This window comes from Pseudomonas sp. PDM30, assembly GCF_019218985.1.
Classification (GTDB): domain Bacteria; phylum Pseudomonadota; class Gammaproteobacteria; order Pseudomonadales; family Pseudomonadaceae; genus Aquipseudomonas; species Aquipseudomonas jessenii.
This window is the reverse complement of sequence record NZ_JAHUWM010000002.1, coordinates 399,577-414,750: the sequence shown is the minus strand read 5'-3', so window position 1 is coordinate 414,750 and position 15,174 is coordinate 399,577. Positions and strand designations below refer to the sequence as shown.

The window sequence follows — 15,174 nt, the reverse complement described above, 5'->3', positions numbered from 1 at the left end:
ATTCCTGCACCTGACCTATTATCGAGGGACGAAATCGCCAAATCCGGGCTCAGGGATGAGTGCCGGACAGGCGCACTTTAAGCGGGATATTTAAAAACTAAAAAGAATAATAAATAATCAGCAAAGATCTTTATGGAATATTAAAAAACGGACAAAAAAAACCTCGCCAGCAGGCGAGGCTTTTTTACAAGGCTTGTTACAGGAAGCTGTAGGTGTAGTTGAAGATCAGACGAGTCTGGTCAACATCAGGGTTGTTGGAGACTTCACTGCCGCGGTAGACACCATTACGCAGCGTTACGCCGAAGCCTTTGAGAGCGCCCTGCTGGATGGTGTAGTCGATCCGCATGTCGCGTTCCCACTCGGAGCCATCAGGGCCGCTGCCGTTGGTAGCCTTGATGTTGTCGCCATGCAGGTAGGCGATCGAAGTTTTCAGGCCCGGCACGCCCAGTCCTGCGAAGTCATAGGAGTACTGACCGAAGGTGGTGTTTTCACCGGCACGAACAAATCCGTTGATCATGGAGTCGGTGAACAGGTAGAAGCTGGCGCCGCCGTTGCCTTCCGGGCGGCCATTGCCATCAACCACGTTGCCCTGGTTCAGGTAGACAAAACCGCCGTCATCGCTGACGCGCTGATGACCGAGCAGGAAGGCGTTGCCACCCAGGGTGTAGGTGAACATGGCGCTCCAGGTCTTGTTATCGACCTCGCCCGGGGTCTTGGCGAAACCGTTGTTGTTGTTGAAACGGAAACCCGGATCACCGTTCTTGCCGTCGGAGCTGCTGTCGAAGTAGCGAATATCAGTCTTGAAGGACTGTTTGGCGTCGATCGGAAACACGTGGATCAAGCCAAGGAAGTCCTGCTTGTAGTAGTCCTTCAGATTCGAGTGGTAGTACTGCAGGGTCAGGTCCTTGGTGACCTTCCAGTCAGCACCACCGTAGTAGAACTTGTTGCTGTCCTCTGTGCCGCCAGCCACGGCCAGGCCGGTGGAGTTCGAAGAGGCGCGACCCGCCGAATGCTCCAACTGACCTGCGTTGAAGGTCACGTTGTCGATTTCTTTCGAAGTGATGGTGCCACCGTCAAAGGTCTGTGGCAGCAGACGGCTGTCGTTCGCGACCAGGATCGGCAAGTTGGGTGCCAGGGCGCCACCCAGGTGGGCTTCGGTCTTCGAGAAGCGCGCCTTGACGTTAGCGGCTGCACGGCTCCATTCGGACACGGCCGAACCATCGCTGTCGCTTGGGAAGAAGGTGTTGTTGTCCGGGTGGTGACCCTTGCCGCCGTCCAGGTGGATACCCAGCAGTGCCTGGGCGTCGATACCGAAACCGACAGTGCCTTGGGTGAAACCGGACAGATAATCGAATTTCAGGCCTTCTGCGGACTCTTTCTGATCCGCACCGCCTTCACGGTTATCGTTGTTGTAATACATGGTCCGGGAACTGATGGACGCCTTGCTGTCTTCCAGGAAACCTGCGGCGCCTGCCTGCTGCGCCAAAACCCCTACGGCCACGGCCAAAGCCAAGGTGGACTTGTTCATTGTGTAGCTCCTCTCGATTCTAGTTCTTGTATTCCTGGTCTCGAGTCGTCGCCCGAAAACCTAAGATGCGCGATTAGCGCCAGACCGTGACCCACAAGTCAATCGTAACCATGTGTGTCTACGACCTTTGTCTAACCCCCGATTTTTTGGTCCCTGCCGGGTCATGAATTCGTCATGAACCTGAAAAGAATTACCCGATTCTTTTCTAATACCGTTTAGGAATTTAGCGCTCAATTTTCAGCCCCCCCAGAACAAAGGGTTCGGCTCATAAGCTAATTCCTAAACGGTATTTATTTTTGCTTTTTTAGATCGATTAGTTTCTGACGCAATCCGGAAACAAATCCTTACCGAAAGGCAGCCCCATGACGATCAAGCGCGCACTATCCAGACCAATTGTTACAGTTTGTGTATCTCTCGCATTTTCTTTCACCGCCCAGGCGGCGAACCTCACCGTCGGCTATCAAACCGGAATCGACCCCAGCAAAGTCCCCCAGGCCGATGGCCTTTATGAAAAAACCATCGGCCAGCCCATCGACTGGCGACGCTTCAACAGCGGCCCGGAAGTGGTCACTGCGATTGCCTCCGGCGATGTACAAATCGGCAATCTCGGCTCCAGTCCGCTGGCCGCTGCCGCTTCGCGCAACCTGCCGATTGTCGCGTTCATCGTCTCGGCGCAGATCAATGCCGCCGAAGCGCTGGTGGTGCGCAATGGCAGCGGCATCGAAAAACCACAAGATCTGATCGGAAAGACCATCGCCACGCCTTTCGTTTCAACCTCCCACTACAGCCTGCTCGGTGCGTTGAAGCACTGGGGCCTGGACAGTTCGAAAGTCAAAGTGGTGAACCTGCAGCCGGCGGAAATCGCGGCAGCCTGGAAGCGGGGAGATATTGATGGCGCGTTTGTCTGGTCGCCCGCCCTGGGGGAAATCCGCAAGAGTGGCAAGACCCTGACCGACGCTGCACAGGTAGGCCAATGGGGAGCACCCACCTTCGAGGTCTGGGTGGCACGCAAGGACTACGCCGAGAAGCACCCGGAGGTGGTGGCCAGATTCGCCAAGGTTACCCTCGACGCCTTTGCTGATTACGCGGCGCATAAAGCCAGCTGGACTGCCGACTCGGCACCGGTGCAGAAAATCGCCAAACTGACCGGTGCCAATGCCGCCGATGTGCCGGAGTTACTGGCCGGTTCCGCATTCCCGGATGCCAAGGCGCAACAGAGCGCCGCGCTGCTGGACGGCGGCACGGCCAAGGCCATTGGCGAGACGGCGAAATTCTTGAAGGAACAAGGGAAGGTGGAGACGGTGCTGCCGGATTACTCGCCGTATGTCAGCGCGAAGTTTGTCGCCGAGTAACATCACCGACCTCTGTAGGAGCGAGCCTGCTCGCGAAAAACCCAAGGACGCCAAGGGGCATCTGGTTTTACGCGTTATCGTTCACGATTTTCGCGAGCGAGCTCGCTCCTACAAGGACCGTATCCTGATCAAAGGGCTTTTTCGAAGATCTTCGAATTACGCTGATAGTTGTACAGCGACGCTCGCGCCGACGGCAGACGGTCAACGCTGCTCGGCACAAAACCACGCTCGCGGAACCAGTGAGCGGTGCGGGTAGTAAGGACGAATAATGTCTTCAAACCCTGAGCCCGGGCGCGGGTCTCGATGCGCTCCAGCAATTCATCACCGCGACCGCCATGGCGATACTCCGGATTCACCGCCAGGCACGCCAGTTCACCGGCATCCGAATCGGCAATCTGATACAGCGCCGCACAGGCGATGATCATGCCTTCGCGCTCGACCACACTGAACTGTTCGATCTCGCGCTCCAGCACCTCGCGGGAACGGCGTACCAGGATGCCCTGCTCTTCCAGCGGGCTGATCAAGTCCAGCAAACCACCGACGTCTTCAATGGCCGCTTCGCGTACGACTTCGAACTGCTCCTGGGCCACCAGCGTACCGCCACCGTCGCGGGTGAACAGCTCGGTCAGCAGTGCACCGTCTTCGGCATAACTGACGATATGGCTGCGGGCCACGCCGCCACGGCAAGCTTCGGCCGCTGCATCGAGCAATTCTGCCTGATAGTTACTGCCCAACCGTTGCAGATGCGCCGGCACCTGCTGCGGACGCAGTTCACGCACCAGGCGCCCGTGTTCGTCGATCAGGCCCAGGTCGGCGCCGAACAGCAGCAGTTTGTCCGCGCCCAGGTCGATGGCCGCGCGGGTGGCGACGTCTTCGCAGGCCAGGTTGAAAGTCTCCCCGGTCGGCGAATAGCCCAGCGGCGACAACAGCACGATGGAACGCTCGTCCAGCAGACGGTTGATGCCCTTGCGGTCGACCCGGCGCACTTCGCCGGTGTGGTGATAGTCGACGCCTTCAAGCACGCCGATCGGTCGTGCCGTCACCAGGTTGCCGCTGGCCACCCGCAGGCGCGAACCCTGCATCGGCGACGAAGCCATGTCCATCGACAGGCGAGCCTCAATGGCAATGCGCAACTGGCCAACCGCGTCGATCACGCACTCCAGGGTCGCGGCATCGGTGATGCGCATCCCGTGGTGGTAATGCGGGGTCAGGCCACGGGCCGCGAGGCGCGCTTCGATTTGCGGGCGGGAACCGTGAACCAGCACCAGACGCACACCCAGGCTGTGCAACAGCACCAGGTCGTGGACGATATTGCCGAAATTCGGGTGTTCAACGCCGTCGCCGGGCAGCATGACGACAAAGGTGCAATCGCGGTGGGCGTTGATGTAAGGCGAAGCGTGACGAAGCCAATTGACGTATTCGGGCATGAACCTGGGCCTGTAATAAATAGCAGCCGAAAAAAGGGCGAAACTGAAAACGCACAGCGGGCTGATGGTTATCGTCGGAACAGGCTTGGCGACACGCGCGCTCTCCTCATGAATACGGGTTGGGACATCGGCAATTTAACTGCAAAACCCTGTAGGAGCGAGCTTGCTCGCGATGGATATGAGGGCACCGCGCTCATCCAGGCAGCCCTCGTCATCGTTAACGTCCATCGCGAGCAGGCTCGCTCCTACACGGGTGTCAGGCAATAGTGTTCGATCAGTTGCCTTAATAGATGCACCGTAGGCTGCAAACGTGACATTTCGAGGTATTCCCCCGGCTGATGGGCGCAGGCGATATCACCCGGGCCAAGCACCAGCGTTTCACAGCCAAGACGCTGAAGATAAGGTGCTTCGGTGCCGAACGCCACTGCTTCGGCGCTGTGGCCGGTGAGCTTTTCGGCAATGCGCACCAGCTCTGCGTCCTCGGCCTGCTCGAACGGCGGCACTTCGGGGAACAACGGCGCGTAATCGATCTTGACCTGATGCCGCTCGGCAACCGGCTTGAGCTTCTGCAGGATCTCGGCGCGCAGGACCTTGGGGTCCATGCCGGGCAGCGGCCGCAAATCGAATTCCAGCGAACACTGGCCGCAGATGCGGTTGGGGTTGTCGCCGCCATGGATGCAGCCGAAATTCATCGTTGGCGTCGGCACGCCAAACTGTGGATTGCGGAATTCGCGCTGCCATAACAAGCGCAAGCCTCGCAGTTCACCGATGGCATCGTGCATGGCTTCCAGGGCGCTGTGCCCCAGGCGCGGGTCGGAGGAATGACCGCTCTGACCAAGGATGTCGATGCGCTCCATCATGATGCCCTTGTGCATGCGGATCGGCTTGAGCCCTGTCGGCTCGCCGATCACCGCCGCCCGCCCCAGCGGTCGCCCCGCTTCGGCCAGCGCGCGGGCACCGGACATCGAACTTTCTTCATCGCAAGTGGCGAGAATCAGCAACGGCTGTTTGAACGGCTGATCGAGCAGCGGTATGACCGCCTCGATGGCCAGGGCGAAAAAGCCCTTCATGTCGCAACTGCCCAGGCCGACCCAACGACCGTCGACTTCAGTGAGCTTCAGCGGGTCGGTTTGCCACAGCGCACCGTCGAACGGCACGGTGTCGCTGTGCCCGGCCAGGACCAGGCCGCCGGGGCCGGAGCCGAAACTGGCCAGCAAGTTGAACTTGCCGGGGCTGACTTGCTGGATATCGCAGGTAAAACCCAGCTCACCGAGCCACGTCGCCAGCAGATCGATGACCGGGCGGTTGGTTTGATCGAGACTGGGTTGGGTGCAACTGACGGACGGTGCAGCGATCAACGCAGCGAATTGTTCTTTCATCGACGGCAATGGCATCGCTGACTCCCGGCACCTGAATTGAAGTCCATCATAGAACCAACCGATGACAGGAATAAACCGTCTCGGCGCGTACTAACCTTGAGTCCTGTACACTGCACGACCTTGGCAGCCACACATTCCCCCGGCTGCGCTCCCGATCCTGGATTTTCCGGCCATGCAGAAAGAAACCGAAATCAAACTCCGCGTCAGCCGCGAAACCCTCGCCGCACTGCGCGAGCACCCGTTACTGAAAAAACGCAACAAAAGTGGCTGGGAACGCCGTGAGTTGATGAATCAGTACTTCGACACGCCCGAGCGTGACCTGGCCCAGGCAAAAGTCGCCCTGCGCCTGCGCAAGGATGGCGAAGAAGTGATTCAGACCCTCAAGACCCGCGGCCAGAGCGTCGCCGGTCTGTCCGTTCGTAACGAATACGACTGGAACCTGCCCAAGGCCAAGCTCGACCTGAAGAAACTCGACGGCGAATGCTGGCCCGAGGAACTGGCCGAGCTGGACAAGAAGACCCTGAAGCCAATCTTCACCACCGACTTCGTCCGCGAACGCGCGGAACTCGCCTGGGGTCGCGGCAAGACCAAAGTGGTCATCGAAGCAGCGCTGGACTTGGGTCACGTCGTGGTCGGCAAGCAGAAAGAAGAAATCTGCGAGCTGGAACTGGAACTGCGCGAAGGCGAACCGGCAGCCCTGCTGGAACTGGCCGCCGAGCTGGCCGAGAAACTGGCCCTGATGCCATGCGATATCAGCAAGGCCGAGCGCGGTTATCGCCTGTACGACGCCCACAGCTATTCGTTGAGCCTGCCGGCACCGCAGATCACCGCTGAAACGCCGCTGGACGACGCGTTCGCCGCGCTGAGCTGGCATTTGCTGGGCAGCAGCCAGCGTCTGGCCGAGCAGTATCGCTTCAACGGTCACTGGCGCCTGTTGCAGGACTGGGTCGAGTGCCTCGCGGAAATGCGCGCGCTGATCAGCAGCCTGGGCCAGGCCGCTCCGCGTCAGTCGACCCACGATCTGCGTATCGCCCTCGATGCCTTGCTGGAAGACTGGCGTCCGCTGGTACAAGCCGGCCTGGACGATGAAGACGTGCGCAAAGCCGCGCCCGAGCAGTTCCTCGAAGAGCTCGAAGACCCGCGCTGGGGCCTGTTCTCCCTGACCACCTCGCGCTGGCTGCTGGCCCGCACCTGGGCCGCCGACCGCAACACCCGTGGCAATCGCCAGGGCGCTGCGCAACTGGGCAGCTGGTTGCCGCGCCTGCTGGGCGAAGAAGCCACTTCGTTGCAACTGCAACGTTACCAGCAACAACCGGAAGACCTGGCCGAGCAACTGCCGCGCATCGAACGCATCCAGGTCTGGCTGCACCATGCGCGTAACGTGCTGGAGATCCCGGAAATGGATCGCCTGTACGGCGAGTTGAACAAGCTGGCGCAACTGGCCAACGAGTCGATCACCGACGAAGTCCTGGATGCACGTAAGCAGCAGGCGATTGCGGTGTATCAGAACCGCGCCTGGAAAATGTTGCTGCGCCTGTAATACCGCCATCGCGAGCAAGCTCGCTCCCACAGGATTTATGCGGTCCTTGTGGGAGCGAGCTTGCTCGCGATGAGGCCGGCACAGTCACCGCAAAATTTCAGACCGGCAAACTGGTAGTCGACTTGATCTCCGACAACGCCACGATCGAATTGACCTCCTGAATCCCCGGCACCATCGACAGCTTCTCGAAGAAGAAGCGCTCGTACGCTTCGATGTCCGCCGTGACAATCCGCAGCAAGAAATCCACCGCCCCCATCAGCACGTAACACTCCAGCACCTCCGGAAAGCCGCGAATCGCCTCGGTGAATTCGGTGAAGTTCGAACGCCCGTGGGCATTGAGTTTCACCTCCGCGAAGATCTGCGTGTTCAGGCCGATTTTCTTGCGGTCGAGCAAGGTCACCTGGCCGCGAATGATGCCCTCCTCTTTCATCCGCTGAATCCGCCGCCAGCACGGCGATTGCGAGAGCCCCACCTGCTCGGCGATCTGTGCGCTGGAAAGCGAAGCGTCCTCTTGCAGCAAGGCGAGGATCTTGCGGTCGTAGCTGTCCAGTTCGCTATGCATAAAAAAACCCTTAACCGCGTAATAAGTGAATTGATTTATTCTTCATTCCTGCAATACAGCCAATCATAGAGAAGAAATACCCGGCACAGGATGTAAACATTTCTCCAATGATTCTGGAGCCTGAGCATGCCGTATCTCGAAGCCGTGAACACCCCACCTGCCCGCGCCGATGTCTGGAACGTCGGCAACGCCCATTGCCGGGTTCGCTATCAAATGACGGCCGAGGCTGAACCGGACCTGCTGTGTCGCGCCCTCAATCTGTTCGCCCTGCAATTGCTCACGCCGGAGCAGGTCAACGCGCAGCGCCAGGACGACTGGCTGACCATCGAAGTTGTCATCGACGGTTTGAGCTGGCACCGCGCGCAGGTGATTGCGGAAAAACTTCGCAACCTGATCAGCGTCTGCTCGGTGGAGCTGCAAGAAGCTGATGCCCCATGGACCGAAGCGGTTCAAGCGGCGGGCTGAAAAACTCCGAAACGGCTTTGTCGGGTAGTGGCCCAGCGGTCAGCCGGGCCACGGCTATCCTTTGCGCACTGTCGTTCAAAAGGAGCCCGCATGTCCGTACAAATCGCCCTTCAGGACCGCTGGCTGGATCTCAATGATCTACTGCGCGAACTCGTCGCCCAGGGCTTTATCAGCCAGGATTCGGCCGAACACGCACTCAATGCCCGCCGCCGCAACGCCTCCCTTGGGCAGATGCATCCGCTGGAGTTCATTGCCAGCCAACAGCTGGACGATCTCAGCCGCCCCGGCAAACCGCTGGACCTCGAGAGCCTGACCCTGTGGCTGTCCCGGCAGGCCGGCCAGCCTTACCTGCGCATCGACCCACTGAAAATCAACGTCGCGGCCGTGACCCCGCTGATGTCCTATGCCTTCGCCCAGCGCCACAAGATCCTCGCGGTAGCCATCGACCGCGAGGCGGTAACCGTGGCCAGCGCCCAGCCTTATGTCAGCGGCTGGGAGGCTGACCTGACCCACGTGCTCAAATTGCCGATCAAGCGCGTGGTGGCCAACCCCGTGGACATCCAGCGCTTGAGCGTCGAATTCTTCCGCCTGGCCAAATCGGTCACCGGGGCGAACAGCGCCGACCCGCACGTCAGTACCCTCGGCAATTTCGAACAGCTGCTCAACCTCGGCGCCAGCGACCAGGAGCCGGACGCCAACGACGCACACATCGTCAATATCGTCGATTGGCTGTTCCAGTACGCGTTCCAGCAACGCGCCAGCGACATCCATATCGAGCCCCGGCGCGAGCAAGGCACGGTGCGCTTTCGCATCGACGGCGTGCTGCACAACGTCTATCAATTCCCGCCCCAGGTCACCATGGCCATCGTCAGTCGCCTGAAAACCCTGGGGCGCATGAACGTCGCGGAGAAACGCAAACCCCAGGACGGTCGAGTGAAAACCAAGACTCCGGACGGCGGTGAAGTCGAATTGCGTTTGTCGACACTACCCACGGCCTTCGGCGAAAAAATGGTCATGCGGATATTCGATCCGGAGGTATTGCTCAAGGACTTCGACCAGCTTGGTTTCTCCGCCGACGACCTGCGCCGCTGGCAAGACATGACCCGCCAGCCCCACGGCATCATCCTCGTTACCGGGCCGACGGGTTCGGGCAAGACCACCACCCTCTACACCACCCTGAAAAAACTGGCGACGCCGGAGGTCAACCTCTGCACCATCGAAGACCCGATTGAAATGGTCGAGCCGGCGTTCAACCAGATGCAGGTCCAGCACAACATCGACCTGACCTTCGCCGCCGGCGTGCGCGCGTTGATGCGGCAAGACCCGGACATCATCATGATCGGCGAGATCCGCGACCTCGAAACCGCGGAAATGGCGATCCAGGCGGCGCTCACCGGGCACCTGGTGCTGTCGACCCTGCACACCAACGACGCGCCCAGCGCCATCAGCCGTCTTCTGGAGCTCGGCGTGCCGCATTACCTGATCAAGGCCACAGTGCTTGGCGTCATGGCCCAGCGACTGGTGCGAACCCTGTGCCCGCACTGCAAGGCGCCGCTGACGCTGGGCGAAGACGACTGGCAAACCCTGACCCGTCCCTGGCAAGCACCGTTGCCGGCCAATGCCCAGCGTGCCATCGGTTGCGTGGAATGCCGCGACACCGGTTATCGCGGTCGCGCCGGGGTCTACGAAATCATGCAACTGAGCGATGGCATCAAGGCGTTGATCAGTCCCGACACCGATCTGCTGGCCGTGCGGCGCCAGGCATTCAAGGAGGGCATGCGCAGCCTGCGGTTGTCAGGAGCGCAAAAGGTCGCCGCCGGGCTGACGACTATCGAGGAGATTCTGCGCGTGACTCCCCAGAGCGAGCAGAACTGAGCCTGGCTGTACTGATCCGGCATCGGCACAGCTACACTTCAGCCATTGCAACTCCACAGATCCACACATCAACAAGGAATCGTTATGCAGATCGGTAGTGTGCTTTTGCTTTTTGTCGGCCTGGTGGTCGCCATTCTGTTCATGGGTTTCAAGGTCGTGCCCCAAGGCTTTGAATGGACCGTCGAGCGTTTCGGTCGCTACACCAACACGCTCAAGCCGGGGCTGAACGTCATCATTCCGGTCATGGACCGCATCGGCCGCAAGATGAATGTGATGGAAAGCGTGCTGGATATTCCGCCACAGGAAGTCATCACCGCCGACAACGCCACGGTGCAAATCGACGCCGTGTGTTTCTTCCAGGTGGTCAACACCGCCCAGGCGGCCTACGAGGTCAACAACCTCGAACACGCCATCCGCAACCTGCTGCAAACCAACATCCGCACCGTGCTCGGCTCGATGGAGCTCGACGCCATGCTCAGCCAGCGTGACGGGATCAACGAAAAACTGCTGCGCACCGTCGACGAAGCGACCGCGCCTTGGGGCATCAAGATCACCCGGATCGAGATCAAGGACATCAGCCCGCCCGCCGACCTGATGGCGGCGATGTCGGGGCAGATGAAAGCCGAGCGAATCAAGCGTGCGCAGATCCTCGAGGCCGAGGGCCTGCGCGCCGCAGCGATCCTGACCGCCGAAGGCAAGAAACAGGCGCAGATCCTCGAAGCCGAAGGCAGTCGCCAGGCCGCCTTCCTGGAAGCCGAAGCCCGCGAGCGGCAAGCCGCGGCAGAAGCCCAGGCGACCAAAGTGGTGTCCGAAGCCATCGCCAGCGGCAACGTGCAGGCGGTGAACTACTTCGTGGCGCAGAAGTACATCGATGCGCTGGGCAAGTTGTCCTCGGCCAACAACAGCAAGGTGATCCTGATGCCGCTGGAAGCCAGTTCGATGATCGGCGCGGTGGGCGGCATTGGCGAAATCGTCAAGGCCACTTTCGATAACAAGAAAGCCTGAGGCACGCCATGTGGGCATTTTTGCAGCACCTTTCATTCTGGGACTGGTTGGCGCTGGGCACGGTGCTGTTGATTCTCGAAGTGTTCGGCGCCGGCGGTTATCTGCTGTGGATCGGTATGGCCGCGGCAACCGTGGGCGTCTTGACCTTCCTGATGCCGGACCTGTCCTGGGAATGGCAGTTTCTGTTGTTCGGCCTGCTGTCGATCACCACCGCGTTGTACTGGTGGCGGCGTCAGCGCACGGCGATGCGTCCCAGTGATCAGCCGCACCTGAATCTGCGCGGCCAGGAACTCATCGGCAAAACCTTCGTGGTGCATGAAGCGATTGTCGACGGTCGCGGCAAGATCAAGGTGGCTGACGGCGTGTGGATGGCCCGCGGGCCGGACACAGCCACTGGCAGCCGCGTGCGGGTGGTCGGCCAGCAAGGCGCCATCCTGCTGGTCGAAGCGGCGGATTAAGCGACCACGGAACTCGATTGGGGGTTGGCAATCCAACCGCGTAGTCAACCCAGTGGAGTCACCCTGTCATGCGTTTCAAACTTGCTGTCGCTACCGTCGCGCTGTTGTCCCTGCCTGTCGGTTCGGCGATGGCCGATACTTTTTGGCGTAACGTTCTTACGTCCGGTGCAACCACCGGTTCGAGCTATCTGACATCCAAGGATAACAAGCTGGTCGTCGCGGCCCAGGACGATGCCAGCAGCTTCGTCGCCAGTGACGGCGGTATCCGCGGTCCGTACCTGGAAGCGGCCATGCAGAAGGTCCGCGCCGAAAACCCGGGCCTGCAAGCCACGGACATGGAACTGGCGAACGCGATCCTGGCGAAGAATGCCGTGGTTTCGGAATAAGCGTTGCGAACAAAAAATGCCGCTCAATTGAGCGGCATTTTTTTGCCTGGCGAACGCAAATCTCATGTTCACCGAGCCCCCCTGTGGGAGCGAGCTTGCTCGCGATAGCGATGGATCAGTAAAAACTTCATTGACTGTCACACCGCAATCGCGAGCAAGCTCGCTCCCACAGGGGTTATGTACAACCTGGGAAGTCAGCGGTAGTCGTCCACCGGCACACACGCACAAAACAGGTTCCGGTCCCCATACACGTTGTCCACCCGGTTCACCACCGGCCAGTATTTGTGAGCCCTGGTGTGCGCGTCCGGCGTGACCGCTTGCACGATGCTGTAGGGTCGTTCCCACACGCCGGTGATATCGGCCAACGTATGCGGCGCACCTTTCAACGGGTTTTCTTCAGCCGGCCAATTACCGTTCTGCACCTCGTTGATTTCCGCGCGGATGCTCAGCATCGCCCCGATGAACCGGTCCAGCTCCGCCTTCGATTCACTTTCGGTCGGCTCGACCATCAGCGTCCCCGGCACGGGAAACGACATGGTCGGGGCATGGAAGCCGTAATCCATCAGACGCTTGGCCACGTCCTCCTCGGTAATGCCGGTCAACGCCTTGAGCGGTCGCAGGTCGAGGATGCATTCGTGGGCCACCCGCTCGTTGCGCCCGGTATAAAGCACCGGGAAAGCACCGGACAAATGCCGCGCCAGGTAATTCGCGGCCAGGATCGCCACTTCGCTGGCGTCCGCCAGTTGCGGGCCCATCATGGCGATGTACATCCAGCTGATCGGCAAAATGCTTGCGCTGCCCCAAGGCGCTGCGCTGACAGCACCATTTTGCGGGTGCGGCCCTTCGATCGGCACCACCGGATGGTTGGCCACGAACGGCGCCAGATGCGCCCGAACACCAATCGGCCCCATGCCCGGCCCACCGCCACCATGGGGAATGCAGAAGGTCTTGTGCAGGTTCATGTGCGAGACATCGGCACCAATATCGGCCGGCCGCGCCAACCCCACCTGAGCGTTGAGGTTGGCGCCATCCATGTACACCTGCCCCCCGTGCTGGTGGATCACCTCACAGATTTCGCTGATGCCTTCCTCATACACCCCATGGGTCGAAGGATAGGTCGCCATCAGGCAGGCGAGTTTTTCGGCGGCTTGCGCGGCTTTTTCCTTGAGGTCATCCAGGTCGACGTTGCCCGCCTCGTCGCACTCGACGATCACCACGCGCATCCCGGCCATTTGCGCCGACGCGGGATTGGTGCCGTGAGCCGACGAAGGAATCAGGCAGATATCGCGGCCGCCCTGTTGTCGGCTCTCATGGTATTTGCGGATCGCCAGCAGCCCGGCGTATTCGCCCTGGGCACCGGAGTTGGGTTGCATGCAAATCGCGTCGAAACCGGTGATCGCGCACAACCAGCGCTCCAGTTCTTCGATCATCAGCCCATAACCGGCGGCCTGTTCCTTGGGCACGAACGGGTGCAGGTTAGCGAACTGCGGCCAGGTAATCGGGATCATCTCGCTGGTGGCGTTGAGCTTCATGGTGCAGGAGCCCAACGGGATCATCGATTGATTGAGCGCCAGGTCCTTGTTTTCCAGCTGCTTGAGGTAGCGCAGCATCTCGGTTTCGCTGTGATGGGCGCTGAACACGGGGTGACGCAGATAAGGTGAAGTTCGCGCCAGCCCTTGGGGAATTCCGCCAGGCAAGACTTCGGCATCCAGGTCGTCGATGCTGAGCCCGTGATCGGCCCCCAGGAACACGTCGAACAGCTTCGCCACGGTGCCTTCGTCGCAGGTCTCGTCGAGGCTCAAGCCCAGTTGGCCGCGCCCGAGAATGCGCAGGTTGATCTGCGCAGCCCGGGCACTTTCGATGATGGCGGTCTGGGTCCCGCCGACTTCCAGCGTCAGGGTGTCGAAGAAGTGCCGGTTCACCCGGATGATACCGTTGCGTTCAAGCCCGGCGGCAAGGATGCAGGTCAGCCGATGAACCCGCTGGGCAATCCGCTTGAGCCCTTCGGGGCCGTGGTAGACCGCATAGAAACTGGCGATATTGGCCAGCAGCACCTGGGCCGTGCAGATGTTGGAGTTGGCCTTCTCCCGGCGGATGTGTTGCTCGCGGGTTTGCAGGGCCATGCGCAGGGCGGTGTTGCCCCGCGCATCTTTCGAAACGCCGATGATCCGCCCGGGAATCGCGCGCTTGTATTCATCACGGCTGGCAAAAAATGCCGCATGAGGCCCGCCGTAGCCCATGGGCACGCCAAATCGCTGGGACGAGCCGAACACCACATCGGCACCCAGTTCACCCGGCGGAGTCAACAACAACAGGCTCAGCAAATCCGTGGCGACACAGGCCAGGGCCTGTTGCGCGTGCAGGTGATCAATCAGCGGTCGCAGGTCGTGGATTTCACCGTGGGTGTCAGGGTATTGCAGCAGCGCGCCGAACACCTGGTGCCGCTTCAAGTTATCCACAGTGTCGACGACCAGATCGAAACCGAAACCTTCAGCGCGGGTCTGCACCACGGAAATGGTTTGCGGGTGGCAGTTTTCGTCGACAAAGAACAGGTTGCTTTTGGACTTGGCGACCCGCTTGGCCAGGGCCATGGCCTCCGCCGCGGCGGTGGCTTCATCGAGCAGCGAGGCATTGGCCAGTTCCAGGCCGGTCAGGTCGATGGTCAGTTGCTGGAAGTTCAGCAGCGCTTCAAGTCGCCCTTGGGCGATCTCTGGCTGATAGGGGGTGTATGCGGTGTACCAGCCGGGATTTTCCAGCACATTACGCAGAATGACCGCAGGTGTGAGGGTGCCGTGGTAGCCCATGCCGATCAGGCTGGTCCAGACCTGGTTCTGCTCGGCATAACCGCGCAGCTTGGCCAGCGCGGCCTCTTCATCGAGTGCCGGGGGCAGGTCCAACGGTCGGTTGAGGCGGATGCCCGGCGGCACCGTCTGCTCGATCAAATCGACCCGACTGCCCAGGCCGAGGCTGTCGAGCATCGCCTGTTGCTCGGCGGCATCGGGCCCGAGGTGGCGGCGCAGAAAGGCATTGGGGTCGCGTAACTGGCTCAGGGACGGCAATTGGGACATGACGGGCTCTCTCTTGACTGGCGCTCAGCGTCGATGCAACACGGTCAAACCAGCATAGCAGCCACTCTGTAGGAGCGAGCTTGCTCGCGATGACCCCGAGCGCGCCGCGGGGTCTCAAGTTGCAGCGTT

The 15,174-nt window shown here is 60.5% G+C and carries 12 protein-coding genes; 7 read left to right on the top strand and 5 right to left on the bottom strand.

Features of this window, described 5'->3' with window-relative positions:
* Positions 1 to 196: 196 nt before the first annotated feature.
* The gene (locus KW840_RS05895; RefSeq protein WP_150813751.1) at positions 197 to 1,528 is read right to left on the bottom strand and encodes an OprD family porin; all 1,332 of its coding nucleotides are present in this window, start codon (positions 1,526 to 1,528) and stop codon (positions 197 to 199) included.
* Positions 1,529 to 1,890: 362 nt separating this feature from the next.
* Between KW840_RS05895 and tauA the strand changes: the two genes are divergently transcribed.
* Positions 1,891 to 2,880, top strand: a complete 990-nt coding sequence (tauA, locus tag KW840_RS05890) for a taurine ABC transporter substrate-binding protein (RefSeq protein ID WP_218494663.1) — start codon at positions 1,891 to 1,893, stop codon at positions 2,878 to 2,880.
* A gap of 128 nt (positions 2,881 to 3,008) precedes the next feature.
* On the opposite strand, the gene argA is transcribed toward tauA, so the two are convergent.
* Together argA and argE are read right to left on the bottom strand one after the other, a co-directional pair.
* Entirely contained in the window at positions 3,009 to 4,307 is a 1,299-nt protein-coding gene (gene argA / locus KW840_RS05885; protein WP_218494662.1) for an amino-acid N-acetyltransferase, read from the bottom strand.
* A gap of 245 nt (positions 4,308 to 4,552) precedes the next feature.
* Positions 4,553 to 5,701, bottom strand: a complete 1,149-nt coding sequence (gene argE, locus KW840_RS05880) for an acetylornithine deacetylase (protein WP_057712837.1) — start codon at positions 5,699 to 5,701, stop codon at positions 4,553 to 4,555.
* A gap of 157 nt (positions 5,702 to 5,858) precedes the next feature.
* Here argE and KW840_RS05875 point away from each other — a divergent pair, with 157 nt between their 5' ends.
* Complete coding sequence (locus KW840_RS05875; RefSeq protein ID WP_057712836.1) at positions 5,859 to 7,226, top strand: inorganic triphosphatase; 1,368 nt, start codon at positions 5,859 to 5,861, stop codon at positions 7,224 to 7,226.
* Positions 7,227 to 7,323: 97 nt separating this feature from the next.
* Here the strand turns inward: KW840_RS05875 and KW840_RS05870 are convergent, their stop codons facing one another.
* On the bottom strand, positions 7,324 to 7,788 hold the full coding sequence (locus KW840_RS05870) for an Lrp/AsnC family transcriptional regulator (RefSeq protein ID WP_007978926.1): 465 nt from the start codon (positions 7,786 to 7,788) through the stop codon (positions 7,324 to 7,326).
* A gap of 126 nt (positions 7,789 to 7,914) precedes the next feature.
* On the opposite strand from KW840_RS05870, the gene KW840_RS05865 reads away from it, so the two are divergent.
* The 5 genes from KW840_RS05865 to KW840_RS05845 all read left to right on the top strand — a co-directional run bounded on the left by KW840_RS05865 (position 7,915) and on the right by KW840_RS05845 (position 11,977).
* Positions 7,915 to 8,253 (top strand): hypothetical protein, encoded by a 339-nt coding sequence (locus tag KW840_RS05865; protein ID WP_057712835.1) that lies wholly within the window; start codon positions 7,915 to 7,917, stop codon positions 8,251 to 8,253.
* Positions 8,254 to 8,343: 90 nt separating this feature from the next.
* Positions 8,344 to 10,128 carry a GspE/PulE family protein gene (locus KW840_RS05860; RefSeq protein ID WP_057712834.1) on the top strand — a complete coding sequence of 595 codons (1,785 nt, stop codon included), beginning with the start codon at positions 8,344 to 8,346 and terminating at the stop codon, positions 10,126 to 10,128.
* 84 nt (positions 10,129 to 10,212) lie between these two features.
* On the top strand, positions 10,213 to 11,133 hold the full coding sequence (locus KW840_RS05855; protein WP_057712833.1) for an SPFH domain-containing protein: 921 nt from the start codon (positions 10,213 to 10,215) through the stop codon (positions 11,131 to 11,133).
* An 8-nt stretch (positions 11,134 to 11,141) separates the two neighbouring features.
* Complete coding sequence (locus KW840_RS05850) at positions 11,142 to 11,591, top strand: NfeD family protein (protein ID WP_057712832.1); 450 nt, start codon at positions 11,142 to 11,144, stop codon at positions 11,589 to 11,591.
* A gap of 68 nt (positions 11,592 to 11,659) precedes the next feature.
* Complete coding sequence (locus KW840_RS05845; protein ID WP_218494661.1) at positions 11,660 to 11,977, top strand: DUF2388 domain-containing protein; 318 nt, start codon at positions 11,660 to 11,662, stop codon at positions 11,975 to 11,977.
* A 194-nt stretch (positions 11,978 to 12,171) separates the two neighbouring features.
* On the opposite strand, the gene gcvP is transcribed toward KW840_RS05845, so the two are convergent.
* Positions 12,172 to 15,045: an aminomethyl-transferring glycine dehydrogenase gene (gene gcvP / locus KW840_RS05840; RefSeq protein WP_218494660.1), complete on the bottom strand. Its 2,874-nt coding sequence runs from the start codon at positions 15,043 to 15,045 to the stop codon at positions 12,172 to 12,174.
* Positions 15,046 to 15,174: the final 129 nt, after the last annotated feature.

What these genes read in the sequence shown, in the direction of transcription:
- gcvP (WP_218494660.1), bottom strand. Translation starts at nt 15,045, where the DNA reads ATGTCCCAATTGCCGTCCCTGAGCCAGTTACGCGACCCCAATGCCTTT.
- KW840_RS05875 (WP_057712836.1), top strand. Translation starts at nt 5,859, where the DNA reads ATGCAGAAAGAAACCGAAATCAAACTCCGCGTCAGCCGCGAAACCCTC.
- argE (WP_057712837.1), bottom strand. Translation starts at nt 5,701, where the DNA reads ATGCCATTGCCGTCGATGAAAGAACAATTCGCTGCGTTGATCGCTGCA.
- KW840_RS05855 (WP_057712833.1), top strand. Translation starts at nt 10,213, where the DNA reads ATGCAGATCGGTAGTGTGCTTTTGCTTTTTGTCGGCCTGGTGGTCGCC.
- KW840_RS05895 (WP_150813751.1), bottom strand. Translation starts at nt 1,528, where the DNA reads ATGAACAAGTCCACCTTGGCTTTGGCCGTGGCCGTAGGGGTTTTGGCG.
- KW840_RS05845 (WP_218494661.1), top strand. Translation starts at nt 11,660, where the DNA reads ATGCGTTTCAAACTTGCTGTCGCTACCGTCGCGCTGTTGTCCCTGCCT.
- KW840_RS05860 (WP_057712834.1), top strand. Translation starts at nt 8,344, where the DNA reads ATGTCCGTACAAATCGCCCTTCAGGACCGCTGGCTGGATCTCAATGAT.
- argA (WP_218494662.1), bottom strand. Translation starts at nt 4,307, where the DNA reads ATGCCCGAATACGTCAATTGGCTTCGTCACGCTTCGCCTTACATCAAC.
- tauA (WP_218494663.1), top strand. Translation starts at nt 1,891, where the DNA reads ATGACGATCAAGCGCGCACTATCCAGACCAATTGTTACAGTTTGTGTA.
- KW840_RS05850 (WP_057712832.1), top strand. Translation starts at nt 11,142, where the DNA reads ATGTGGGCATTTTTGCAGCACCTTTCATTCTGGGACTGGTTGGCGCTG.
- KW840_RS05865 (WP_057712835.1), top strand. Translation starts at nt 7,915, where the DNA reads ATGCCGTATCTCGAAGCCGTGAACACCCCACCTGCCCGCGCCGATGTC.
- KW840_RS05870 (WP_007978926.1), bottom strand. Translation starts at nt 7,788, where the DNA reads ATGCATAGCGAACTGGACAGCTACGACCGCAAGATCCTCGCCTTGCTG.